Raw genomic sequence first — 26512 nt, 5'->3', positions numbered from 1 at the left:
GCAATAAGCAATAAGCAATAAGCAATAAGCAATAATTTAACCTATATATCTATTTTACAATACTATATGAAATCATTTTTTTACTTCCTAATACTATTTTTAGTGTGCGGTTCCTGTGCAAAACAAGATCCCAATGAGCAAATACAATACCTTGACGGCTACTGGGAGATAAAAAGTGTTACACAGCCGGATGGCACCAAGAAGGATTTCGGGATAAGTACGCTTATCGACTTTATGGAGGTGACGGGAGACAGTGGTGTTCGGAAAAAGGTAGCCCCGCGATTGGATGGGAGTTTTGCCGCAAATGCTTCGGCCGAGAAATTCAGTTTAAAAATTGAGGATGACAGCCTGCGATTGTATTACACAACTCCGTATGACAGTTGGAAAGAAACAGTTTTAATAGCAAAGGATAGTATGTTGCGCATTAAAAATTCAGAAGATAAAATATATACCTACGACCGATTTAAATCTTTTACCTTTAGCAAAGAGTAACACGAGCGATTATGGCAAAGCGAGACGGAGAAAATACAATAGGAGATGTGCTTAAAAACTTTGTGGCTTCCAATAAGCTTCAAAAAGGGTTGGATAAAATTTCAGCAAAAGAGGCATGGGCTAAGGTATTGGGCGAGCCCATTGGTAAGTATACCACCGAGGTGCTATTGGATAGAGACACGCTCTACGTACAATTAAGTTCTTCGGTATTACGTGAAGAATTAACCTACGGAAAGGAAAAAATAATACGCTTATTAAATGAAGAATTGGGCAAAGATCTTATCAAAAAGCTAATTCTGAGGTAATGAACTCGTCTTGACTTTTTCCATTTGGCTAAAAAATTGCTCTTTTAAGCCTGCTTTTTATCTTTTTTTCCTTCCGTAGCTCTGCTATGCAACTCAAAAAAACCTTCAATCAGACTCAAAATAGCCAATTTTCACTTCAATCAAAAAAGTCAAGATGAGTTCAATAAAAAAACCATCCGTTTTCACAGATGGTTTTCAATTAATACATATATCTTTTACTAAAACATTTCTCTTCCGGAAAAATGAAAAGCGCCTTCGATAGCTGCATTTTCATCGCTGTCACTTCCGTGTACAGCATTTTCGCCAATAGAGGCTGCATATAATTTACGAATGGTACCTTCAGCTGCATCTGCAGGATTAGTTGCACCGATCAAGGTACGGAAATCATTTACAGCATTGTCTTTTTCAAGAATTGCGGCAACAATAGGACCTCTTGTCATGTATTCTACCAATTCCCCGAAAAAAGGACGCTCCTTATGCACTGCGTAAAATGCTTTAGCATCGGCAGTTGTCATTTGGGTTAATTTCAAGGCAACGATTCTAAAACCTGCCGAATTTATTTTTTCAAGAATGGCTCCAATGTGTCCTTTTTCAACACTATCAGGCTTTAACATGGTAAACGTTCTATCTGTTCTCATAGTTTTTTAAAATTTTGTGCAAAAGTAGACATTTGAGAATCAAAAACAAGGAATTAACCTTAGTTTAATCTTGAAGCTCCTTGTTTCAAATATTTGGCCGGCTCTTTCAAAAATGTGAATTAGTTGTATCTTCGCTCCCTATGGATAAAGAAACTACTGCTGTCGTTAAGCAACTCTTAAAATCTAAGAAAAAGATTGTGGTTGTGGGTCATAAAAACCCCGACGGCGATGCAGTGGGAAGTTGTTTAGGGATGTCTTTTTTTCTGAACCAATTGGGACATAAATCGATTGTCGTAATGCCCAACGATTTTCCCGATTTTCTGAAATGGCTTCCGGGTTGTGAGGATATCGTAATTCATGAAAAGGATACAGATGTAAGTATCGGGCTTATTAACGAAGCCGATTTAATTTTCACCCTGGATTTTAACAGCCTCAGCCGTGTAGGCGAATTACAACAGCTTTTGGAAGATTGCGATGCTAAATTCGTGATGGTAGATCACCATCAGGCTCCGGACGATTATGCAGTTGTCACCTATAGTGATGTTGCCATGAGTTCAACTTCCGAAATGGTGTATCATTTTATGGATGCCCTGGGCGAATTGGACGCCTTGTGTGTTGAAGTAGCTACACATCTGTACACCGGAATTATGACAGATACCGGTTCTTTCAGGTTTCCCTCTACTACTGCGACTACCCACAGAGTGATTGCACATTTAATGGAAATTGGAGCCAACAACGCCGAAATTCACCAGCAAGTATACGACACAAACAGTGCCGACAGGATGAAACTTTTGGGAGTTGCGCTAAAAAACCTGAATATTATTCCCGAATACCATACCGCCTATATAACACTTTCACAAAAGGAACTGGATGCCTGTAATTTTAGAAAAGGAGATACCGAGGGCTTTGTAAATTATGCGCTTTCGATTGCCGGAATAAAATTTGCCGTCATTTTTATTGAAAACAAGCAGGAGAGTATCGTAAAAATGTCCTTTCGAAGCAAAGGAGATTTTTCGGTGAACGACTTCGCCCGAAATCATTACAATGGCGGCGGTCATATAAACGCAGCGGGAGGAAGAAGTTTAGCATCCTTATCGAAAACAGTTACTGAATTTATTAGTATCTTGCACGGCTATAAAGAAGAATTGGCAAATGCTTCGTAACCTACATTATATTATCATTGTCACCCTGTGCTTTGCAGCCTGTAAAGGCCCTGAAGCGAGGAAACCTCTTCAGAGAAATTCCGGAAGTTTTATCAAGGAATCTGCTGTTCGAAATAAGAAGATTTTCGAAAAAGAAGAAGCGCAAATAACCGAAATTATGGAAGCCAATCCCAATGTAGATTATATCGCTTCAGAAAGTGGTTTTTGGTATTTCTACAACGTGAAAGATACCATAGCATCAGAGTTACCGGAGTTTGGCGACGAAGTTACTTTTAATTTCGATGTTAAAGATTTAAACGGAAACACGATTATTTCAGAATCCGAAATCGGACTTCAGGTCTATAAGGTCGACCAAACCAATCAGGAGTTAATTTCGGGATTACGCGATGGTATAAAGCTTATGAAGGAAGGTGAACAAATCACATTCTTATTTCCTTCCTATAAAGCCTATGGCTATTATGGCATTGAAGATAAACTGGGAACCAATGTCCCAATTCAGAGTACAGTAACTTTAAAATCAATTGAACAAACACAAGAAAATTAAGTAAAACATGAAAAAATTAACATTACTATTTTTAGTACTATCCATGTCTTTTGCTGCGTGCCAAGACAAATACCCCGACTTGGAAGACGGTGTATACGCCGAATTTATTACAAACAAAGGTACTTTTGTAGCAAAATTATACAACGAGCAAACTCCTTTAACGGTTGCAAATTTTGTAGCTCTTGCCGAAGGAACAAATACCATGGTAGATTCTACATTTAAAGGGAAAAAGTTTTATAACGGACTTACTTTCCACCGGGTTATGAAGGATTTTATGATTCAGGGTGGAGATCCTAAGGCCGATGGAACCGGAAATCCGGGATATATTTTCCCTGATGAAATTGTAGACACGTTAAAACACGACCGAAAAGGTATTCTATCCATGGCTAACGGAGGCCCGGATATGAACGGGAGTCAGTTTTTTATTACCCTGAAAGAAACTCCTTGGCTTGATGGCAGACACTCTGTTTTTGGTGAAATTGTTATCGGGCAAGAAGTTGTCGATTCAATTGGGTCGGTTGAAGTAGCCAAACCCAGTAACAAGCCTGTCGAAGTTGTAACCATTCAGGAAGTAAATATTATCAATAGAGGAAACGTGAAATTGACTTCTTTTACGGAAGCAATGGAAAATATTGAAAAAGAGAAAGCCGAAGAGGAAGCTCGTATAGCTGAAATTGGTGCTGCTCAAGCCAAAGTTTTTGCTCCATTATTGGAACAAGCTGAAACTTTACCTTCAGGATTAAAAGTGTACTGGAACCACAAAGGAAAAGGTATGAAGCCTGCCGATGGTGCTAAAGTTTTAATAAACTATGCCGGGTTTTTTACTGATGGAAGATTATTTGATACCAACCGTCTTGAAGTTGCCGAACAATTTGACGTGGTAGACGAAGCCAGAAAGGCTGCCGATCAGTACATTCCTGTTGCAACGACTTATAGCGCGAATGCACGATTAGTTGCCGGATTTAGAGAAGCATTATTATTGCTCAGTGTAGGTGATAAAGTAACTGTGCTTGTTCCTTCACATTTGGGTTATGGCGCAGGTGGTAATCCGCCGGTTATTCCGCCAAATAGTGATTTAATCTTCGAATTGGAATTAACAGAGGTAGCTCCTCAATAGTAAAATAGTATATATAAAAAAAGCCGCTTAAGTTTTTAAGCGGCTTTTTTAATGGTTTACTTTTTCGGAATGCTTTTTAGAATTTCCAAAACAAAATCCCAGTACTTTTGCGTAGAAGGTATATTGGCACGTTCATCGGGTGAATGAGCTCCTTTTATAGTTGGCCCAAAAGAAATCATATCCATTCCAGGGTAATTCTGTCCCAAAATACCACATTCAAGTCCGGCGTGACAGGCAGCAACATGTGCCTTTTCACCGTGCATTTTGGTATATAAATTGTCCAAGACTTTTAAAATAGGGCTTTCCATATTAGGTGCCCACCCCGGATATGCTCCTTCGAAATTTACTTCACAGCCTCCAAGTTCGAAAGCAGCTTTTAACGTATTTGCCATATCTGCCTTGGACGACTCAACCGATGATCTGGTAAGACATTCTATTTTTAACGCCCCGTCTTTCACAGTAACTTTCGAGATATTGTTAGAGGTTTCCACCAAATCTTCAATGGCGGGACTCATTCTATACACTCCGTTATGTGCCGTATGCATAATATTGAGGAAGGTTGTTTGATCTGCTGAATTCATTACTTTCCGTGGAACTTCAGCAATTTTTTCGAAAGAAATGGTCAAGTCCTTTTCAAGCAGTTTGTATTCGTCAACAATCTCCGTTTTTATTGTATTTATTTCAGAAATAAAATCCTTTTCCTTTTCTGAAGGAACCGCAACTATTGCTTCACTTTCACGTGGAATTGCATTCCGAAGACTTCCTCCTGTCAATTCTGCCAGATGCATCGATTTATTTGCAGCGTATAATAACCGGTTCATAAGCTTGTTGCCGTTACCCAGGCCTTTAATTATGTCCATCCCACTATGACCACCTTGCAAACCTTTGAGTGTAATTTTATACCCCTGTGCATTCGCCGGGGCTTCAACTTCAGAATAGTTTCGGGCAGCAGAAACATCGATCCCGCCGGCACATCCTACTCCAATTTCATCGTCTTCTTCGGTATCGAGATTCAGTAAAATATCTCCTCGTAAAATTCCACCTTTAAGCCCCATGGCCCCGGTCATTCCGGTTTCTTCATCGATGGTAAAAAGTGCTTCCAAAGCAGGGTGCACAATGGTGTCACTTTCGAGAATTGCCATGATGGTAGCAACCCCCAAACCGTTATCGGCGCCCAATGTGGTACCTTTGGCACGAACCCAGTCTCCGTCTACATACATTTCAATTCCTTGAGTATCGAAGTCGAATTTTGTGTCACTGTTTTTTTGATGCACCATATCGAGATGTGACTGCATTATTATTGCTTTTCGATCTTCCATCCCTGAAGTAGCAGGTTTACGAATGATCACGTTGCCTACTTCGTCTTCAATTGTTTCCAGTCCCAGCTTTTTTCCAAAATCCTTCATAAAGGCAATCACTCTTTCTTCTTTTTTTGAAGGCCGTGGGACAGCATTCAGGTCGGCAAACTTATTCCAAATTACTTTTGGCTCCAGGTTTCTAATAGCTTCGTTCATGTATCGTATTTAAGTATAAATGTGAATTAATTTCAGCGGAAACAAAATTACTGATTTAAGACTGCTATAAAAATAATGTTGTAAAAGATTTCTTTGTAAGTTTGAAATATGCAAAGAAGAACGCGCCTCATCCTCACCTTTTTGTTACCTGTTCAAATTATTGTATTGCAAATTCTGAAAAATTTCCCCGAATTTGTTGAAACCTATTACAGCCGTGGTTTGTACCCTGTACTTTCCAAAATGTCGCGATACCTCTTTGGCTGGATTCCCTTTTCATTAGGTGATGTATTTTATCTGCTCATTGCTATTTTAGCATTGCGATGGGTATTTAAAAACTACAACCGTCTTTGGAAAGAACCGGTTTGGTTTTTTATGGATATTACGGCTACCCTATCTATTGTTTATTTTGTATTTAATATACTGTGGGGACTTAACTACTACAGAATTCCATTACATACTTCGCTTGACCTGGCAAGTGATTACACCACCGAAGAATTAATTTCGACCACCGAACGCCTCATTGCGAAATCGAATGAGATGCATCGGCAACTTGGATATGCCGACACGGTAAAAATAGAGCTGCCTTATACTCAAAAAGAGATGTTTCAAAAATCGATTGATGGCTACCAAAAGCTGGAAAACGAATTTCCAAATCTGGCATATTCCCCCAGAAGCATCAAAAAAAGTGGTTGGAGTTTGGGGCTCACCTATATGGGTTATAGCGGTTACTACAATCCTTTTTCGGGAGAAGCACAGGTAAATAATCTTATAAAAACCTATAAGTTTCCTGTGGTGAGTTGTCATGAAGAAGCCCACCAAATTGGCTATGCTCGAGAAAATGAAGCCAATTTTATAGCTACCTTGGCAACACTGCACAACGATGATCCGTATATTCAATACGCCGGTTACATTTTTGCTTTACGTTATTGTATCAATGAACTGGCGCGGCGTGATCTTGAAAAATACGAAGAAACTCTAACTACCATCAACCCGGGAATTCTGGAGAGTTATAAAGAAATGCGCGATTTCTGGGCGAGCTATGCCAATCCGTTTGAAACCTTTTCAAAACTATTTTGGGATCAGTTTTTAAAGGCCAACAATCAATCCAACGGTATAATGAGCTATAGTTATATGGTGGCATTGGTGGTAAACTACTTTGAGGACAAACCATTTTAATGTTAAAATTCTTAAGAAGATGTTAAAAGCAATCATTCGACAGCCTCAAACTAATTTACATTCCTATATTTAAAATTCTTTATGTAACTCCAACCAAATGAAAAAAACCACCAGTATTCTCTTGCTACTCTTTTGCGTTCAATTTGTCATGGCACAGGATTATTTTCCGAAAAATGACGGCGTAAAAGAAGAAAACAACAACTACACAGCCTTTACCAATGCAACCCTATATATCACCCCTACACAGATGGTGAAAAACGGTACGTTGCTCATTCAAAACGGAAAGGTCGTCGCTGCCGGAAAGTCGGTTACAATTCCTCAAAATTCGGTGATAGTTGATTTGAACGGAAAACACATTTATCCGTCATTCATCGACCCGTATACCGGTTTTGGTGTTGATAAACCGAAGCGTGCTGAAGGCGACGGACGTTCCCCTCAATACGAAGCCACTCGGGAAGGTTTTTACTGGAACGACCATATTATGCCCGAAAATGATGCCATCAATGTCTTTAAATACGATAAAAAAGATGCCGATGAATTCAGAAAGGCAGGATTTGGCGTTGTAAACACCCACATAATGGACGGAATTGCTCGCGGAACGGGTGTTCTTGTGGCTTTAAATGACGACGGAAGTGATGCCAGCCGAATACTTGAAGATACTTCAGGACAGTATTTTTCCTTTTCAAAAAGTGTTGCGAGCAGACAATCCTATCCCGGTTCTCTTATGGGATCCATGGCGTTATTGCGCCAAATGTATTACGATACCGACTGGTACGCGAAAGGAAATGCAACCACCAAGGACCGCTCTTTGGAAGCGCTTATCGAAAATAAATCGCTTACCTCCTTCTTTGAAGCAGGAAGTAAGGACAATAATTTGCGGGCCGATAAAATTGGAGATCTTTTTAACATAAACTATGTGATTGTAGGTGGGGGTGATGAATATGAGATGATCGATAAAATTAAGGCCAGTAATGCCAGATACATTATTCCTATTAATTTCCCGGATGCTTTTGATGTGAGCAATCCCTATATGGCGAATTATCTCTCGCTGGAAGACATGCGCGCTTGGAATCAGGAGCCTATGAATCCGAAAACACTTTCGGACAATGGCGTTACCTTTTCGCTTACTACGTTTAAGTTAAAGAAGCCATCAGAATTTAGTGATAAGCTGAAAAAAGCCTTCGATTACGGTTTTGACAAAACAAGGGCGCTTGAAGCCTTGACCACTGTTCCGGCGCAATTACTTGGTAAAAGCGACAAAATTGGGTCGTTGCAAACAGGCAGATACGCCAACTTTTTAATTACATCGGGCGATATTTTTGATTCCAAAACTACCCTTTATGAAAACTGGGTACAGGGTAACAAACACATCATAAACGATAAAGATCAGAAGGACATCAGAGGTAGTTACAATCTTTCGGCAGGTGGAAAAAATTATGAAATGAATCTTAGCGGTGAGATTTCTAAGCCAAAAATTGAAGTGAAAATAGGTGATACTAAATACCCTTCAAAAATTGAATACAATACCAATTGGATTACTTTCTCCTTTACCGATGAGGCTTCCAAAGAAGTATATCGCGGCACCGGTGTGGTTCCAGCGGAAGGCACAAACATTTCAGGAAAATTAATTCTTCCCAATGGTGCCGAAACATCCTATATGGCAACTCGAAAGGGGGATGCTCCTGCAGATGAAGCAGACAAAAAAGAGGATTCAGAAAATAAAGCTCCCGAAATTCTTCCTGTTACCTATCCGAATATCGGTTACGGATTCGCAGTAAAACCGAGACAACAAGATATGTTGTTTAAAAATGCAACTGTCTGGACGAGCGAAGACGCAGGTGTTTTAACAAATACCGATGTGCTGGTGAAAAACGGAAAGATTACGAAAATTGGTAAAAATCTTTCAGCGGGCGGGGCAACAGTTATCGATGCCACCGGAAAACATCTTACTGCAGGAGTTATCGATGAGCACTCACATATTGCGGCGCTTACCATCAATGAAGGGGGACACAATTCTTCAGCAGAAGTTAGTATTGAAGATGTAGTAGATCCCGAAGACATAGATATCTATCGAAATCTTGCCGGAGGCGTTACCTCTATTCAAATTTTACACGGCTCGGCAAACCCAATTGGCGGTCGCTCTGCGATTATCAAACTGAAATGGGGTGAAGATGCCGATGGATTGATTTACGACAACAGTCCGAAGTTTATAAAATTCGCGTTGGGTGAAAACGTGAAGCAATCCAATTGGAGTAGTTTCAGCCGCTTCCCGCAAACCCGAATGGGTGTGGAACAACTGTATGTAAATTATTTCAACAGAGCCAAAGAATACGATACCAAAAAGAAAAGCGGGCAACCGTTTCGATACGATGAAGAAATGGAGGTTTTGGCTGAAATTCTAAATGGTGAGCGCTATATAAGCTGTCATTCTTACGTACAGAGCGAAATTAACATGCTTATGAAAGTTGCCGAACGTTTTAATTTCAAAGTAAATACGTTTACCCATATTCTGGAAGGTTATAAAGTAGCCGATAAAATGGCAGCTCACGGCGTTGGTGGTTCTACCTTCAGCGACTGGTGGGCGTATAAGTTTGAAGTAAACGATGCTATTCCATACAATGCTGCGATTATGGCGAGCGAAGGAGTTACAGTGGCCATTAACAGTGATGATTCCGAAATGTCCCGAAGACTCAACCAAGAGGCTGCAAAAAGCGTGAAATACGGAGGAATGACCGAAGAAGAAGCCTGGAAAATGGTGACCATTAATCCTGCAAAACTATTGCATTTGGACAATCGTGTGGGAAGTATTAAGGAAGGAAAGGATGCAGATTTGGTGTTGTGGACAGACCACCCGCTTTCGGTATATGCCAGGGCAGAAAAAACCATTATTGAAGGAAAAGTATACTTCGATTTAGAGCAAGACAAGGCAAAAAGACTTGCCATTGATGCCGAACGCAGCAAGCTTATCAATATGATGTTAAGTGAAAAAAACGGGGGTGGAAAAACCAAACCTCCTAAAAAAGAGGATAAAATTAAATTTGAATGTGAAACCATAAACTAAGGCGACATGAAAAAAGTACAACACTATTTAGCAATTGCCGTATTGAGTTTAGGTTTCGCAGGAATAGCGCAACAAACTCCGGCACCGGATCAAACTGAAGCCATAACGATTACAGGAGCTACTGCCCATGTGGGTGACGGAACTGTGATAGATAACAGTGTTTTGGTATTTGAAAATGGGAAAATAACAGCAATTGGAGATGCCAATACCCCTACCAAAGGCAAGATTATCAATGCGCAGGGAAAACATGTATATCCCGGATTTATAGCTCCCGCCAAATCGTTAGGTTTGGTTGAAGTGGATGCGGTACGCGCCAGTGATGATCAGGATGAGTTGGGAGATTACATTCCAAATATCCGAAGTATTATCGCTTATAACGCCGAAAGCAAGGTGGTAGAAAGCATGCGCCCTAACGGAATATTGCTGGGACAGATAGCTCCGCAAGGTGGAACCATATCGGGAACCTCATCGATTGTACAATTTGATGCCTGGAACTGGGAAGATGCAGCCGTAAAAATTGACGACGGAGTGCATGTTAACTGGCCCAATAGTTTCCGTCGCGGACGCTGGTGGATGGGTGAAGATCGTGGTTGGAGCCCCAATAAAGACTATGATAAGGACATTGATGCGATAAAGGCATTTTTGGCCAATGCCAAAGCCTACGGAAAAGTAGCTGCAACAAGTGAGAATGAAGGTTTTAAAAACTCTCAAGGACTGTTTAATGGGAGTCAGAAGTTATACGTGTATGCCCATGGTGAAAAAGAAATGATAGACGCGGTGACTACTGCAAAGGAGAGCGGCATTCAGCATGTCGTAATTGTAGGCGGATATCAGGCTAACAAGATTATTCCGTTCTTAAAACAACACAATGTTGCGGTTTTAGTACGTCATACCCATAATTTACCGTTTATGGACGATGACGACTACGATTTCCCGTATAGATTACCAAAATTATTGGTGGATGGCGGACTTTTGGTTGCATTGCAGAATTCGGATGCTTCAAATTTCCAGACCAGAAATATGCCATTCTATGCAGGGCAATTAGTAGCACAGGGTATGGATAAAGAAGCTGCGTTGCAGCTTATCACGGCAAATCCGGCCAAAATTTTAGGAATAGATGCTAATTACGGAACACTGGCAACAGGGAAAAGTGCTACTTTATTTATAAGTGAAGGCGATGCTTTAGACATGCGAACCAATATACTTACTCACGCCTTTATAGACGGCAGGGATGTATCGCTGGAAACGCACCAAACCGAACTTTGGAAAAGGTATATGGAAAAATACAGTAGAAAATAAAGTGTATTTAATTGAATAAGAAAAGCAGCTCCTGGAGCTGCTTTTTTTTTAACGCTCTACTACGATTGCAGCTTCGGGTTTTGCAAATACCGAAGGTTCCAAAACAGTTTCTGTTGCGATAATTTTTTCAAATTTAACGTCGTTACGTTTCTTAGCAGGTAGGTTATTTTCAACGGTATACCAAGTGAGTTTTTTAGGAAGTAACAAGCCGTTAACTTCCTGCCAGTCGCTGTATTTTATAAAATGCCAGTCGTTACTTTTTTCCTTTTCGGTGTAGGTAACCGTGTAGCCCAGCCATTCCATTTGTGAAGTCTCGGGATCGAGATACACTATGTATTCATCTTCCGGAGAGTCTCCAACACCGTTGTCGTATGAAATTTTTACTGCGTTATAGGTCTTTCCATCCAGTTCGGCTGATTCTAATTGAGTATAGTTTATTCCGTCATCTCCCAGTACAAAAGGCATGGCGTAGAAATAAAACATCAGGTTGTGATAAAATCGGGCGTTACCTTCATAAGACCCTTTCTCGTTTTCAAGCAACCACACCTGTGATCCATCATAGCCAATCGTCCAGTTTTTTGTTTCAATTTTTGTACGTCGGTCCTTGAGCGAAACAGAATGTGTTTCGGTCCCGTTTTTTCCGTCCATTTCGAAACACAGATTCTCCATCCCATTCCATTTGTTAATACCACCATGAGCTTGAAATAATTTTTGAATTCCCTCAGGATAGGTTATCGGAGGTGCGACCGCTTCTATTTCAGTATTTTCAACAACTTCAGTGTTTTTTTCCTCAGTGGTATTTTTACAAGCTGAAAAAAACAAGACGATAATAAAAATTGGAAGAATGTATTTCATGGTTCATTGGTTTTAATTCATATAAAAATAGAAAAGCTTCCGGTTTAGTCGGAATCTTTTGTGAAACCTTTATGATATAAGCTGTTTATTGCAATAAAAAAACAAAGTAAGAGTTTCAATTGGTGCAGTTAAAAAATATCTTTGCAAGATGGACAAACAAATTTCAAGCCTTCAAAATCCGCTGGTAAAGCAGGTGTTGCAACTTTCGGAAAAGTCCCGGGAGCGTAAAAAAACGGGGCTTTTTGTTATTGAAGGTTTACGGGAAATACAACTGGCATTAAAAGGCGGTTATTTTCTGAAAACAGTTTTGTTTTGCAGTGACATCATCTCGGAAGAGGAAGTATATGTAATCAAGGAACATTCCAATTCGAAAGCTCAGTTTATTGAAATTTCTATTGAAGTCTATCAAAAACTAGCCTATCGCACCACTACCGAAGGTATTCTGGCGATTGCCGAAGTCAAAGAATTATCACTAAAAACCTTACTACTAACAAATAAAACACCCTTACTACTTATCGCCGAAGCTCCCGAAAAACCGGGAAACATTGGAGCTTTGCTTCGAACCGCCGATGCCGCTAATCTGGACGCGGTGATCATCGCCAACCCGAAAACCGATTTGTACAATCCCAATATTATACGCAGCAGTGTAGGCACTGTTTTTACCACCAAAATTGTTGCGGGAACTACGTTAGAAATTATTGCGTTTTTAAAAGAAAGGAACATTACTATTTACTGTGCAGCCTTGCAGGCTTCTGTGCCGTATACAACTTGCGATTTTACAAAAGCAACTGCGATTGTGGTTGGAACCGAATCCACGGGCTTGTCGAAAGAATGGACACAAAACAGCAATCAGAATATTATTATTCCCATGCAGGGGGAAATAGATTCGATGAATGTTTCAGTAGCGGCGGGAATCCTTATATTTGAAGCGAAACGACAAAGAGGTTCCAATTAATGATTAATAATTATTGATGAATGATGAATGATGTATGATGAATGATGAATGATGAATGATGAATGATGAATGATGTAAAAGAAAATATTATTGCTGTTAAAACATACTCGTTTGCTATAAGAATAGTAAAATTAAATAGAGAACTAGTAGCCAAAAAAGAGTATATACTTTCGAAGCAAGTTTTAAAGTCAGGAACTTCTATTGGTGCAAATGTTGAGGAAGCCATTGGAGGAATATCAAAAAAAGATTTTAGAGCTAAAATGTCTATTTCTTATAAAGAAGCACGAGAAACTCATTATTGGTTAAAACTATTGAAAGATACAAGCTACATAACTGAAGAAGAATTTACTGAACTTAATAAAGAACTTACTAGTATCCTTAAAATTTTATATAAAATTATAGAATCCTCAAAATAATTTAAAAATCAATCATTGCTCATTACTAATTATTCATGAATTCCATCACACTTTTTTACACCCTTATAGGAATATTACTGGTTAATTTTATAGTCGATAAGGTTCTGGATTATATTAATGCCAAACATTTTAACGATCCCATTCCTCCCGAATTGGAAGATGTTTACGAGGCTTCCGAATATGAAAAATCACAACGTTATAAAAAAGAGAATGCGCGTTTTGGGGCTTTGACAGCCTCTATTTCATTGATGGCAACCTTGGCATTCTTCTTTTTTGACGGCTTTGCGTTGGTTGATGACTGGGCGCGTTCTTTTTCTGAAAATCCCATTGTAATCACCTTGCTTTTTTTCGGAATAATTATGTTTGCCAGTGATATCTTAGGAACACCTTTTAGTTACTATCACACCTTTGTGATTGAAGAGAAATACGGTTTTAATAAAACTACTCGTAAAACATTTTTTCTGGACAAAATAAAGGGATGGGTGATGATGGCTTTAATCGGTGGGGTTTTATTGGCTGTTATTATTTGGTTTTATCAAACCGCCGGAAGCAATTTTTGGCTCTATGCCTGGGGAATTGTAACGGTATTTTCGGTATTTATGAATTTATTTTACGCCCGACTCATCGTTCCCATTTTCAACAAGCAAACTCCCTTGGAAGCAGGTTCGCTTCGTTCCAATATTGAAGCCTACGCTTCGAAAGTTGGATTTAATCTGAATAAAATATTCGTCATTGACGGTTCCAAACGCAGTACCAAAGCAAACGCCTACTTTTCGGGCTTCGGAAGTGAAAAAAGAGTCACCTTATACGATACACTCATCAACGATTTGGAGGAAGATGAAATCGTTGCAGTGTTAGCCCACGAGGTAGGGCATTATAAAAAACACCATATTATAATCAATCTGTTTGCTTCAATCATTACCACTGGCTTTACTTTTTGGGTATTATCATTGCTGGTGGGCAATCCGTTGCTTTCGGAAGCGCTAAATGTTGCGACGCCGTCATTTCATATTGGTCTAATTGCCTTCGGAATATTATTTACACCTATTTCAGAATTAACCGGTCTCCTTATGAATTATCTTTCCCGCAAGTTTGAATATCAGGCCGATAATTATGCCAAAAATACCTATCGTTGGGAACCTCTTATTTCAGGTCTAAAAAAGCTTTCAAAAAACAGTCTGAGTAATCTTACACCGCATCCTGCCTATGTATTTGTACATTATTCGCATCCCACACTATTGCAGCGCTTTCGCAATTTAAAAAATAGTTAGATTATTAGTATTTTAGAGTTTGGGAAGATTCGGTGCCTGGATTTTAACGATCAATGTACCGGCATAGTGCTGCTGGCCTAAATTATATTGAAAACCCGCATGAAAAATCTTCTGTTTTGCTTATATATCCATTCTAGGCATAGGCATATTACTCCAAATATTTACCGATTATATGTTGATGAAACAACCCTAAGCACCTATTACCAAAATACTAATGATCTAATAATCCAATCATCCAATAATCATTCATCTTAAATTATTCATTGCAAATTCCTTTTCGAAGTTGTACTTTTAGACGATGACAGAAGAGGTTTTAGCAGCAGAAAAAAAAGAACTCGCACGGCAGTACAAAGAGCTTTTAAAGGTAAGTTATCGCACGCTTTCGGCCGATGACAAAAAGCTTATTAGAAGTGCTTTCGATGTTGCCGTGGACGCACATAAAGAACAGCGTCGTAAAAGTGGCGAGGCCTATATATTCCATCCTATTGCAGTAGCGAAAATTGTCGCTTCAGAAATAGGTCTGGACGCAACTTCTATTGCCGCTGCCCTGCTTCATGACGTGGTGGAAGACACTGCATACACGCTGGCCGCTATCGAACAGATGTTTGGTGAAACCGTCGCACGAATCGTCGACGGACTTACAAAAATCTCCAACATGCCGTACGACAAAGATGCGTCGCTACAGGCTGAGAATTTCAGAAAAATGTTACTCACCCTCAATGAGGACATAAGGGTGATCATTATAAAAATTGCCGATCGATTGCACAATATGCAGACAATGGATTCCATGCCTGCCGAAAAGCAAGCTAAGATAGCCTCCGAGACACTCTATATTTATGCGCCGATGGCACACCGCATCGGGTTGTACAATATCAAGACCGAGCTGGAAGATCTGGGGTTAAAATACACCGAACCCGAAGTATACGATGATATTTTAAGCAAAATAAAGGAAAGCAAAGAAGAACAGGATGAATACATAGAGGTCTTTTCTAAAATCATTAAAGATTCTTTGGATGCCGAAAAACTGGAATACACCATAAAGGGACGGCCCAAATCCATCTTTTCGATTCGTCGAAAGATGATGGCTCAAAATGTTAGTTTCGACGAAGTCTACGATAAATTTGCGGTGCGTATCATTTATAAGAGCGACACTCCCGAAGGTGAAAAATTTATTGCCTGGAAAATTTATTCCATCGTTACAGATCACTTCCGCCCTAACCCAATACGTTTACGGGACTGGATTTCATCCCCGAAATCCACAGGATATGAAGCACTTCACATTACGGTAATGGGCCCTAAGGGGCGTTGGGTAGAAGTGCAAATTCGCAGCGAGCGAATGAACGAAATAGCCGAAAAAGGGTACGCTGCACACTACAAATACAAGAACGACGAGAAAGATGATGGCGGATTAGAGGATTGGTTAAACAAATTACAAGACACTCTGGAGAACGCTGAAATCAGTGCCGTGGATTTTGTAGAAGAATTCAAATTAAATCTCTATGCCAAAGAAATTTTTGTGTTTTCTCCCAAAGGCGATTTGTATTCACTTCCCAAAGGCTCAACCGCTCTGGATTTTGCCTTCCATATTCATACCGAAGTTGGATTACATACCCGTGGAGCAAAGGTAAACAGTAAACTGGTTCCTTTAAGTCACGAATTAAAAAGCGGGGATCAGGTAGAAATTATTACTTCCGAAAAAGCCCAACCTACTGCCAACTGGCTGGATTACGCCAGCACCGGACGCGCACGTTCAAAAATTAAATCTTCACTGAAAGACGAGCAGAAACAAATTGCCGATGAGGGCAAGGTAATTTTAACCCGTAAACTGAAATCACTAAAAATAACACTGGATGAAAAAACAGTCAACCAGCTGGTGGTGTTTTTTAAAGTGAAGACCAGTCTGGATCTTTTTTACAGGGTGGGTGCAGGAATTATTGACAATGCAAAACTGAAAGATTTTGCCGCCTCCCGAAGCAATGCCTTTGTGAGTTTCTTTAAAAACAGAATGCGTAAACCGGGAAATCCTGAAGAGGTTTTTAAAGAGGAAATTACTCAAAAATACGATCAGCTTGTCTTTGGAAAAGAAGAAGAAAAACTGGACTATAAAATGTCTAACTGCTGCAATCCAATTCCGGGGGATGATGTTTTTGGTTTTGTTACTGTAAACGAAGGGATAAAAGTTCATAAGAAAAACTGTCCCAATGCCTTACAGCTACGAAGCAATTACAGTTACCGCATCATGCCGGCAAAATGGATTGATTCTACGCAAAGCGACTTTAAAGCCGAATTGTCCATAACAGGAATCGACACCATCGGACTCGTAAACGCTGTGACTAAAATAGTTTCGAACAACCTGCATATTAATATGAAAAGTGTTCATTTTGATAGTAATGACGGGGTGTTTACAGGAAAAATAGTGGTGATAGTAAAAAACAAGTCGATTCTTGATAACCTGGTGGAAAACATTAAAAAAATAAACGGAATTGATAAAGTTACACGCTCATAATTGAGTAACTTTGCGCCTTTGGTATGAGTTCAAAAACAAATCAACATAATCAGGCAGTTGTAAAAAACGTCTTTACGGGCTTTTTGGAAGATAAAGGGCACCGTAAGACGCCGGAACGCTATGCGATTCTGCAGGAGATTTATGACCACGACGATCATTTCGACATTGAGTCTTTGTATATCAATATGAAGAACAAGAACTATCGTGTGAGCCGGGCTACGTTGTACAATACTATCGAACTTTTATTGGAATGCGGTTTGGTAAGAAAACACCAATTCGGGCAAAATCAGGCACATTACGAAAAATCGTATTTCGACAGGCAGCATGACCATGTGATTCTGTCTGATGGGGAAGTAATTGAATTTTGCGACCCCCGCATACAATCTATTAAAAAAACCATCGAAGAAGTTTTCGATATAGAAATTACGAAGCATTCGTTGTATTTCTACGGAAACAAAAAAACTCCCGATACTGTTCGGGGCAATTCAGACTAAATTATGGCAGTAGACTTACTACTTGGACTACAATGGGGTGACGAAGGAAAAGGAAAAATCGTCGACGTTCTTACAAAAAACTATGATATTATCGCTCGCTTTCAGGGTGGGCCAAACGCAGGACACACCCTCGAGTTCGACGGTATAAAACACGTTTTGCACACCATCCCAAGTGGAATTTTTCATGACAAAGCTGTCAATCTGGTTGGAAACGGTGTGGTGATCGACCCGGTAATTTTTAAGAAAGAACTGGATAACCTTGCCAAATTCAACATAGATTTCAAAAACAAATTATTAATCTCACGTAAGGCACATCTTATTTTGCCAACCCACCGGTTGCTGGATGCGGCATCTGAAGCTTCTAAGGGGAAGGCGAAGATTGGTTCCACCCTCAAGGGTATCGGACCAACCTATATGGATAAAACCGGTAGAAACGGAATACGTGTAGGAGATTTGGAGTTAAAGAACTGGGAGGAAAAATACCGTGCTTTGGCAAACAAGCACGAAGCAATGATCGATTTTTACAATGTAGATTTACAGTATAATTTAGCCGAACTGGAGGCGGATTTCTTCGCAGCGGTTGAAGTTTTGAAAACCTTGCAATTTATAGACAGCGAAGAATATTTACATCAGGCACAGAAAGCTGAGAAAACAATTCTCGCTGAAGGCGCTCAGGGTTCTTTGTTGGATATCGATTTTGGAACCTATCCCTTTGTAACTTCCTCAAACACTACAGCTGCCGGTGCATGTACCGGATTAGGAGTTGCTCCCGGAAAAATTAACGAGGTCTTCGGAATTTTTAAAGCATACACTACCCGTGTGGGTAGCGGCCCCTTCCCTACCGAATTGTTCGATCAATACGGGGAAACCATGGGACGTGTAGGAAACGAGTTTGGCGCCACTACAGGTCGTCCACGACGTTGTGGTTGGTTGGATCTGGTTGCGTTAAAATATGCTGTTCAGGTGAATGGTGTAACACAACTTATCATGATGAAGGGCGATGTGTTAAGTGGATTCGATACTTTAAAAATTTGTACAGCATACAACTATAAGGGGGAAAAAATCACACATTTCCCGTTTAATATCGAAGCCGAAAATGTCACTCCCATCTACACCGAGATGAAGGGCTGGAAGGAAGATTTAACCAAAATGACCGAAGCGTCGCAAATGCCGAAAGCACTGAACGACTACATCGATTATCTGGAAAAAGAGCTGGAAATACCCATTAAAATAGTATCGGTGGGACCGGATAGAACTCAAACCATACATAGGTAATATACCTTTCTTTGGTAGTTGACGTTGTAACACTAAATGGAATGCTATATTGAAATTATCAAAGAACATATTTTTTATAGTGTTTCTCTTCTTCGGAATAACACTTTTTGCCCAGGACGGTAATGGTACTACCAAGGTTTCGGTGCAGTCCGGTTATCTTGAAAAAAAACCTGAATTCCCCGATGCAGTTATCTACACCAAAGACGAAACAGGACAGGTTTACATAGTGCATGAAGGCGTTGAAATGTGGTGCGATCAGGCCTTTGTTTACTTAAAGGACAATTTCGTAAAAGCCTACGGGACTGTTCGTATCGCCCAAGGCGACACGGTTTCCATGAATAGCAAATATGCCGAATACAACGGAAACACCCAATTTGCCTTTGCCAGTGGTGACGTTGTTCTAACCGAACCCAAAACTACGCTACGAACCGACACCCTCTACTTTGACCGCATCAAGCAACAAGCTTTTTATCGAACGGGCGGAACCGTAAGGGATACCGCGAGTACCCTAACCAGTAGAATTGGCCGCTACTATGCCGAAACAAAAAAATATCAATTTTTGTCGGGCGTAAAAATCGTCAACCCAAAATATACAGTAAACAGTGAGCAACTCGATTTCTATTCGGAAACAGGAGGCGCTTATTTATACGGTAAATCTACTATTGTAAGCGAAACCAGTACTGTCTATTGTGAACGCGGATATTATGATACCCGAAACGACACGGGGTATTTTGTAAAAAATTCGCGTGTAGATTACAACAATCGGATACTCTATGGCGATAGTATTTATTTTGACCGAAACAAGAGTTTTGCATCGGCCACCAATAATATAAAAGTCCTGGACACCTTAAACAAGAGTATTATTCGAGGGCATTACGCCGAAGTATTTCGTGCCAAAGATTCGGTTTTTATCACAAAACGAGCGGTAGCGGTGACGCTTCGGGACAATGATTCGATTTACGTACATGCAGATACGCTTCAGGTTACCGGAAAGCCTGAAAATAGGATTATCAAAGGGTATTACAGAGCCCGAATGTTTAAACAAGGTCTTCCGGGCGAAGATCCTACCAGTGGGAAATGTGATTCCATTTATTTAAATCAGAAAAAGGGAATTACCAAATTATTGCGCAACCCTGTTTTATGGAGTGGTGAAAATCAGATGACCGGCGATACTATTCATATTTTATCCAACACCAAAACCGAAAAACTGGACACTTTAAAAGTATTCAATAATGCGTTTCTTGTGCAAAGAGACAGTGCAGGATACAATCAGGTTTCGGGAGAACGCCTTATTGGATTGTTCACAAACAACGAGTTGGACACAGTAAATATCATAAAAAACGCACAGGTAATTTACTATCCAAGGAACGACAAAAACGAATTGATTGGGATTAATAATACCACTTCAAGCTCCATTCAGTTGTATTTGGAAGCCCAGCAGATTTCGGGTATCAAATTTATTAAGCAGGCGAAAGGGAAAATTTATCCGTTGTCCAAATTTCCGGAAAATGCACGATTACTACCCGGTTTTATCTGGCGTGGAGAAGAGCGATTGCTGAAAGTAAACGATTTATTTAAAGGAAAGGAACCTCCGGTATTACCAAAAATTAAGGGAATTCCGTTACCGAAAGATGAAGGTGAATTTTTTGAGGACATTCCCGAAGACAAGCTGGAGATTCCCGAAGCGTCCAAATTAAAACCCAAGGATTTTCAGAATAACCCCGACGACCCCAAACCCATGACCGAAGAATCTGAACTGGAAGAGGGAATTCCGAAAAAAGACAGCACCGGAACTAAAAAGCCTTCCGTAAAAAAAGATCAATAGTGAAAAACGACTTTTTTACATATCAGGCACAAACCACACCCCATCCTTTAGCCATGGAAATCTCGCATGCAAAGGGCAGCTATATTTACGATTCCGAAGGCAAAAAGCATCTCGATTTTGTAGCCGGAGTATCGGCCTGTACGTTGGGGCATTGTCATCCCAGGGTTGTGGAGGCTGTTAAAAAGCAGTTGGAAGCCTATCTGCACGTTATGGTTTATGGAGAATACATTCAGGAACCTGCCGTTGCATTGTCAAAATTATTGGCTGAAAAACTGCCGTCTCCCTTAGAAACTACCTATTTGGTGAATAGCGGTACAGAAGCCATTGAAGGCGCTTTAAAACTAGCCCGAAGAGTGACCGGAAGATCAGAAATTTTATACGCCATTGATGCGTACCATGGAAATACCATGGGCTCCATGAGCGTAATGGGAAACGAAGAGCGTAGAAAACCATTTGAACCCTTGCTGCCTCATTGTCATCCTGTAACATTTAACAACGAAGCGGATCTTGAGAAAATTACCTCAAAAACCGCTGCCATTATTTTGGAGACCATACAGGGTGGCGCCGGTTTTATACTTCCCACGAACGATTATCTTAAGAAGGTAAAAGCAAAGTGTGAGTCCGTAGGAGCCTTACTTATTCTGGATGAAATTCAGCCGGGGTTTGGTCGTACCGGTAAATTATTTGGTTTTGAACACTACGAAGTGGTTCCCGATATTTTGGTGATGGGCAAAGGAATGGGTGGCGGACTCCCAATTGGGGCCTTTACCGCTTCAAAAGCGCATATGGATTTGCTGAAAGACAATCCGAAATTAGGTCATATCACCACCTTTGGTGGCAATCCCGTGATTGCTTCGGCCGCATTGGCTACACTGAAAGAGCTTTTAGAAACAAACCTAATAACTGAAACACTTCAGAAAGAAAAAGTCTTCAGAAAACTATTGCAACACCCACTAATTTCAGAAGTAAGAGGAAAAGGCTTGATGCTTGCCATACTGCTGGAATCTGCCGAAATCGCATCCGAAGTAATTCTCACCTGTAAGGAACGCGGTTTGATCCTCTTCTGGTTGTTGTTTGAACCCAAAGCCATTCGTATAACACCCCCGCTTACCATTAGCATTGCAGAAATTGAGGAAGGATGTGCCATATTGACGGAGGTACTTGACAGTATTCAAAAAAAGGGAAAATGATTTACACAACTGAATTTCAGTAAAATAAACTCTAAAAAATCTGTTAATAAGCCTGTTAACAACAATAACGGCATAACTATTGAATTCTTTCTTACATTACTATCTTTAAAATAGAAGAAACAGTTAAACCGCTGCGTATGCAATTGAGCCCTAACGAGCATAACAACTTCTCACTTACCCGATTTGAATCCATGCTAAAGACAAATAGTATACTCTTCTTCGACTCCGAAGAGTTCGAAGAGATTATTCACTATTATTTGGAAAATGGAAAGATTGCCCTTGCCAAAAAGGCAACCAAACTGGGACTTGAACAACATCCTACCTCAACGAATTTAAAATTGTTTCGGGTAGAGATGTACATTTTTGAGAATCAGCTGGACACTGCCGAAGCCATATTGGACGAATTGTATGTTTTAGAGCAGTCTAACGAAGAAATCTACATTCAGAAAGCAAATATCTTTTCCCGCCGTGACAAACACAAGGAGGCCATACTTTTATTAGAACAGGCTCTGGAAATCACCAATGACGAAGCCGATGTACTATCTCTTATGGGGATGGAGTATTTGTTTATGGAGGATTTCGAGAATGCCAAGTTCTATTTTATGAAGTGCCTGGAGCAGGACGAAGAAGATTACTCTGCTTTATATAATATTATTTACTGTTTCGATTATCTGGAACAACACGAGGCGGCAATCGATTATTTAAACGATTTCCTGAATAAAAATCCGTATTGCGAAGTTGCATGGCATCAGGTTGGAAAGCAGTATTATATGCTTAAGGAGTACAAAAAAGCACTGGCTGCCTTCGATTTTGCCATAATAAGTGATGATAGTTTTATAGGCGCCTACTTGGAAAAAGGAAAGGTGCTGGAACGCCTGAAGCAATACAACGAAGCTATTGAAAGCTATACCATTACGCTTGGTTTGGACGATCCAACTTCCTTTGCCTTGCTGCGTATTGGCAAATGCTACGAAAAGTTGAAAGACAGTGAAATGGCGCTTCAATTCTATACCAAATGTGTAGAAGAAGATGCCTTATTGGATAAAGGTTGGATTGCGATTACCGATTTCTATTTTAAGAAGAAGAACTACCAAAAAGCCTTTTATTACATAGACAAGGCAATTAATATTGACAGTGAAAATGTGTTGTATTGGAAGCGCTATGCCAAAATAAGCAATCGTTTGAGTCTCTTTGAAGAAGCCGAACACGGATTTAGAAGATCTATTGAGTTGGGCAACTACGAATTGGATACCTGGCTTTCCCGAACAGATATATTAATTCGTTTGGGCGAATACGAAGCGGCTGTAAAAAACTTGTTACAGGCAATGGAATTCTATCCCGAAAATGCCGAAGTAGAATTTAGGCTGTCAGGGCTGTTTTATTTTCTGAATGAAGACAATAAAGGAGAGTTTCATTTGAAAAACGGACTTACACACGACCCGGAATTTATAATCATTATCGAAGAGTTATTTCCTTCGGTTTACGAACAAAAAAGGGTGAAAGAAATAATAAAAATTCACCAAAATCCTTCACTTTAAATTACGTATTTTTGGGCATAGATTTTCAAAGTATGCCATCACGTAATTTCTCCCAATATCTTATTATTACATTAAAAGGCTTGGCAATGGGTGCCGCAGATGCGGTTCCCGGAGTATCCGGAGGAACTATTGCTTTTATTTCGGGAATTTACGAAGAGCTGGTCACCACTATTAGTAATGTAAATTTAAGTCTGTTCACCACTTTGCGCAAGCAAGGGTTCAATGCCTTTTGGAAACAAGTCAATGGCAACTTTTTAGTTGCCTTGCTAACGGGGATTCTTATAAGTTTTGTTTCGTTTATGCGATTGGCAAAATATCTTATAGAAAACCATCCCATCCTAATCTGGGCTTTCTTTTTCGGATTAATTATAGCGAGTATTTATTATGTGGGAAAGCAAATAGCCTATTGGAATCTTAAAGTTTTCATTGCGCTTGTATTGGGAACGCTGGGAGCATATTTTATTACTACGCTTCCGTCTTTAGGGTCCAATGAAAATGCACTCTATCTTTTCTTTGCCGGCGCCATTGCAATTTGCGCCATGATTCTTCCCGGAATATCGGGATCGTTTATTCTTGTGATATTGGGAGCCTATAAAACACTAAGCGATGCCATAGTCGATTTAGACATTAAGCGTTTGCTAATTTTTGTGGCAGGAGCAGTAATAGGTTTGCTAAGCTTTAGCAGAGTATTAAAATGGCTTTTTAATAATTATAAAAACACCACCTTGGCATTGCTTACCGGTTTTATAGTGGGTTCTTTAAATAAGGTATGGCCATGGAAAGAGACGCTTACTGTTTTTTCAAAAGAAGAGAGCCAAATATTGGATTTTGGTACGGTTTCGGATATCGGCACACTTTCTATCATGCAAAAAAACAATCAGGATTTTGAAACGTATAAAACAGCTTACGAAAAAAGTGTGAGTCCGTTTCATTATTCAGAAATTAATAACGCTATCGATCCCCAAATAGCCTATGCCCTACTCTTTGCCGTTATAGGCTTTTTAACTATTTTTATGTTAGAACGTATTGCCGTAACCAAAACGCCCAGCTAAATGTACCAAGAACGTTCCTTTGCAGATAAAGTGTGGTTGGTCCTAAAAGGACTTGCCATGGGAGCGGCAAATAAAGTACCCGGAGTTTCCGGAGGTGTCGTTGCATTTGTTGCGGGATTTTACGAAGAATTTATTTATTCACTTCAGAAAATAAACCGCAAGGCATTTGCTCTTCTTATAAACGGCCGATTTAAAAGTTTTATCCAATATATCAACGGACGATTTCTGGGGCTTCTCATTCTTGGGATGGTGATAAGTTATTTTAGTGTCTCTAAAGTCCTGGATTACCTAATTGATCATTATGAACTCTATGTTTGGAGCGCATTTTTTGGAATGATAATGGGGTCTATTTATTTCATCGCCAAGGATTTTGGCGAGTGGAACCGAAAATACGTTTTGTATTTGCTTTGCGGAATTATTGCAGGTGTTGGTATTAGTTTTTTGGAACCCGCCAAGGAGAATAGCAACCTGCTTTTCGTTTTTTTCTGCGGAATCATTGGAGTTTCCGGAATGACACTTCCCGGACTATCAGGGTCTTTTATATTAATTCTGTTTGGGAATTATGTACTGCTACTGGTGGATTCGGTGAATGCATTATTCGATACCATGGCCGATATATTTCAATTCGATTTTAGCTTTATCGACAATACAGAGCGGGTCGAACTGCTTAAGGTGCTTGCCGTATTTTCGTTAGGTTCACTTGCCGGTCTGGTTTCCCTATCACATTTGTTGGGCTATGTGCTAAAACGGTTCAAAAAAGCAACCTATGCAGTAATTATTGGCTTTATTGCCGGTTCATTGGGCGTGGTGTGGCCCTGGAAGCTGAAAAGATTAGAGACCGACAGCCTTGGCAATGTTAAAATTGATGCCAATGGGAGAGAAATAATTACCGGCTATGACCGCTATTTACCTTCAGAATTCTCAACCGAAACTTATTTGGCTATTTTTTTTATAATTTTAGGCATTCTCATTGTGTTAAGTTTAGACTGGTATCACAAAACACAAACACCACAGCATGGCTAAATACGGACTTGTAGGAAGAAATATAGGCTACTCTTTTTCCAAAACTTTTTTTTCAGTAAAATTTGAAAAAGAAAAAAGACAAGATACATACCATAATTTTGACATTCAAAGCATCGAAGAATTGCCAAAAATTTTTGAGCAAAATGCAGATTTAAAAGGCTTAAATGTAACCATCCCTTACAAAGAGTCTGTACTTCCCTATATGGATAGAGTTGACAAGGAGGCACTAAAAATAGGAGCGGTGAACACTATTAAATTGCATAGGGACGGCAGACTTGTTGGATACAACACAGACCATTACGGTTTTGCGAAAGCCCTTGCCAATTTGTTTCCTATTCATAAGAAAACAGCCTTAATATTAGGAAACGGCGGTGCCGCCAAAGCAATTGCCTACGTGTTGGATACCATGGATTTTGACTATAAAGTTGTTACAAGAGATAAGACCGATAAAACCATCACCTACAAAGACCTCACAAGGGAGGTTATTTCATCTCACTTCCTAATTATTAACTGCACGCCCTTAGGCACCTTCCCCAACGTACACGAATGTCCGAACATTCCATATCACTATCTTACAGACAAACACCTCCTTTTCGATTTAATTTATAACCCCAGAGAAACCGAGTTTTTAAAAAAAGGCTTTGCAAAGGGAGCCAGGGTAAGCAATGGCATCAAGATGCTGGAGTTTCAAGCGAAAAAAGCATGGAAAATCTGGAAATCATAATTTTTCTTTAAATATTCCCAAAAAAACACCCCAAACTTTGCCATTTGACGAGTAGTTAGTATCTTGACCGACCAAGAAT

The 26512-nt window shown here is 39.9% G+C and carries 23 protein-coding genes; 20 read left to right on the top strand and 3 right to left on the bottom strand.

What is annotated here, in order from left to right; all coding sequences use genetic code 11:
- Positions 1-66 precede the first annotated feature (66 nt).
- Positions 67-492 carry a lipocalin family protein gene (locus tag ATE92_RS09645; protein ID WP_100803507.1) on the top strand — a complete coding sequence of 142 codons (426 nt, stop codon included), beginning with the start codon at positions 67-69 and terminating at the stop codon, positions 490-492.
- Between the two features lie 11 nt (positions 493-503).
- On the top strand, positions 504-797 hold the full coding sequence (locus tag ATE92_RS09640) for a DUF721 domain-containing protein (protein ID WP_100803506.1): 294 nt from the start codon (positions 504-506) through the stop codon (positions 795-797).
- A 218-nt stretch (positions 798-1015) separates the two neighbouring features.
- Here the strand turns inward: ATE92_RS09640 and ATE92_RS09635 are convergent, their stop codons facing one another.
- Positions 1016-1435: a nucleoside-diphosphate kinase gene (locus ATE92_RS09635; RefSeq protein WP_100803505.1), complete on the bottom strand. Its 420-nt coding sequence runs from the start codon at positions 1433-1435 to the stop codon at positions 1016-1018.
- A gap of 140 nt (positions 1436-1575) precedes the next feature.
- Between ATE92_RS09635 and ATE92_RS09630 the strand changes: the two genes are divergently transcribed.
- Genes ATE92_RS09630 through ATE92_RS09620 form a run of 3 tightly spaced genes read left to right on the top strand, consistent with a single transcriptional unit; the run spans position 1576 to position 4259 of the window.
- On the top strand, positions 1576-2598 hold the full coding sequence (locus ATE92_RS09630; protein ID WP_100803504.1) for a bifunctional oligoribonuclease/PAP phosphatase NrnA: 1023 nt from the start codon (positions 1576-1578) through the stop codon (positions 2596-2598).
- Positions 2588-3142: a gliding motility-associated peptidyl-prolyl isomerase GldI gene (gldI, locus tag ATE92_RS09625; RefSeq protein WP_100803503.1), complete on the top strand. Its 555-nt coding sequence runs from the start codon at positions 2588-2590 to the stop codon at positions 3140-3142. Before ATE92_RS09630 ends, gldI begins: the two co-directional genes overlap by 11 nt.
- 7 nt (positions 3143-3149) lie before the next feature.
- Complete coding sequence (locus tag ATE92_RS09620; RefSeq protein WP_100803502.1) at positions 3150-4259, top strand: peptidylprolyl isomerase; 1110 nt, start codon at positions 3150-3152, stop codon at positions 4257-4259.
- A 56-nt stretch (positions 4260-4315) separates the two neighbouring features.
- Here ATE92_RS09620 and ATE92_RS09615 read toward each other — a convergent pair whose 3' ends face one another.
- The gene (locus ATE92_RS09615) at positions 4316-5773 is read right to left on the bottom strand and encodes an aminoacyl-histidine dipeptidase (protein ID WP_100803501.1); all 1458 of its coding nucleotides are present in this window, start codon (positions 5771-5773) and stop codon (positions 4316-4318) included.
- 108 nt (positions 5774-5881) lie between these two features.
- On the opposite strand from ATE92_RS09615, the gene ATE92_RS09610 reads away from it, so the two are divergent.
- From ATE92_RS09610 to ATE92_RS09600, 3 genes are all read left to right on the top strand, one after another.
- Complete coding sequence (locus ATE92_RS09610; RefSeq protein ID WP_100803500.1) at positions 5882-6949, top strand: DUF3810 domain-containing protein; 1068 nt, start codon at positions 5882-5884, stop codon at positions 6947-6949.
- A 97-nt stretch (positions 6950-7046) separates the two neighbouring features.
- A complete protein-coding gene (locus ATE92_RS09605; protein WP_232729145.1) occupies positions 7047-10010 on the top strand; it encodes an amidohydrolase family protein in 2964 nt (987 codons plus the stop codon).
- A 6-nt stretch (positions 10011-10016) separates the two neighbouring features.
- The gene (locus tag ATE92_RS09600) at positions 10017-11309 is read left to right on the top strand and encodes an amidohydrolase family protein (RefSeq protein ID WP_100803499.1); all 1293 of its coding nucleotides are present in this window, start codon (positions 10017-10019) and stop codon (positions 11307-11309) included.
- A gap of 48 nt (positions 11310-11357) precedes the next feature.
- On the opposite strand, the gene ATE92_RS09595 is transcribed toward ATE92_RS09600, so the two are convergent.
- On the bottom strand, positions 11358-12164 hold the full coding sequence (locus ATE92_RS09595; RefSeq protein WP_100803498.1) for a DUF6503 family protein: 807 nt from the start codon (positions 12162-12164) through the stop codon (positions 11358-11360).
- 148 nt (positions 12165-12312) lie between these two features.
- Between ATE92_RS09595 and ATE92_RS09590 the strand changes: the two genes are divergently transcribed.
- From ATE92_RS09590 to ATE92_RS09535, 12 genes are all read left to right on the top strand, one after another.
- Positions 12313-13119, top strand: coding sequence for an RNA methyltransferase (locus ATE92_RS09590; protein WP_100803497.1), 807 nt, complete (start codon positions 12313-12315; stop codon positions 13117-13119).
- 65 nt (positions 13120-13184) lie between these two features.
- Positions 13185-13535: a four helix bundle protein gene (locus ATE92_RS09585; protein ID WP_198515642.1), complete on the top strand. Its 351-nt coding sequence runs from the start codon at positions 13185-13187 to the stop codon at positions 13533-13535.
- Between the two features lie 35 nt (positions 13536-13570).
- Positions 13571-14806 carry a M48 family metallopeptidase gene (locus ATE92_RS09580; RefSeq protein WP_100803495.1) on the top strand — a complete coding sequence of 412 codons (1236 nt, stop codon included), beginning with the start codon at positions 13571-13573 and terminating at the stop codon, positions 14804-14806.
- 298 nt (positions 14807-15104) lie between these two features.
- Complete coding sequence (locus tag ATE92_RS09575; RefSeq protein WP_100803494.1) at positions 15105-17312, top strand: bifunctional (p)ppGpp synthetase/guanosine-3',5'-bis(diphosphate) 3'-pyrophosphohydrolase; 2208 nt, start codon at positions 15105-15107, stop codon at positions 17310-17312.
- Between the two features lie 23 nt (positions 17313-17335).
- Positions 17336-17806, top strand: coding sequence for a Fur family transcriptional regulator (locus tag ATE92_RS09570; RefSeq protein ID WP_100803493.1), 471 nt, complete (start codon positions 17336-17338; stop codon positions 17804-17806).
- Positions 17807-17809: 3 nt separating this feature from the next.
- Positions 17810-19081 carry an adenylosuccinate synthase gene (locus tag ATE92_RS09565; protein ID WP_100803492.1) on the top strand — a complete coding sequence of 424 codons (1272 nt, stop codon included), beginning with the start codon at positions 17810-17812 and terminating at the stop codon, positions 19079-19081.
- A gap of 79 nt (positions 19082-19160) precedes the next feature.
- On the top strand, positions 19161-20906 hold the full coding sequence (locus ATE92_RS09560; protein ID WP_232729144.1) for an OstA-like protein: 1746 nt from the start codon (positions 19161-19163) through the stop codon (positions 20904-20906).
- Positions 20906-22096: an aspartate aminotransferase family protein gene (locus ATE92_RS09555; protein ID WP_100803490.1), complete on the top strand. Its 1191-nt coding sequence runs from the start codon at positions 20906-20908 to the stop codon at positions 22094-22096. The genes ATE92_RS09560 and ATE92_RS09555 overlap by 1 nt, the downstream gene beginning before the upstream one ends.
- Before the next feature lie 137 nt (positions 22097-22233).
- Complete coding sequence (locus ATE92_RS09550; RefSeq protein ID WP_100803489.1) at positions 22234-23634, top strand: tetratricopeptide repeat protein; 1401 nt, start codon at positions 22234-22236, stop codon at positions 23632-23634.
- A 32-nt stretch (positions 23635-23666) separates the two neighbouring features.
- On the top strand, positions 23667-24686 hold the full coding sequence (locus ATE92_RS09545; protein WP_100803488.1) for a DUF368 domain-containing protein: 1020 nt from the start codon (positions 23667-23669) through the stop codon (positions 24684-24686).
- Positions 24687-25709: a DUF368 domain-containing protein gene (locus ATE92_RS09540; protein WP_100803487.1), complete on the top strand. Its 1023-nt coding sequence runs from the start codon at positions 24687-24689 to the stop codon at positions 25707-25709.
- Positions 25702-26433, top strand: coding sequence for a shikimate dehydrogenase (locus ATE92_RS09535; protein ID WP_100803486.1), 732 nt, complete (start codon positions 25702-25704; stop codon positions 26431-26433). Before ATE92_RS09540 ends, ATE92_RS09535 begins: the two co-directional genes overlap by 8 nt.
- The last annotated feature ends 79 nt before the right edge of the window (positions 26434-26512 follow it).

Source organism: Ulvibacter sp. MAR_2010_11 (assembly GCF_002813135.1).
In the GTDB taxonomy this organism is placed as follows: Bacteria; Bacteroidota; Bacteroidia; order Flavobacteriales; family Flavobacteriaceae; genus Altibacter.
This window is presented reverse-complemented; position numbering and strand designations above follow the sequence as displayed.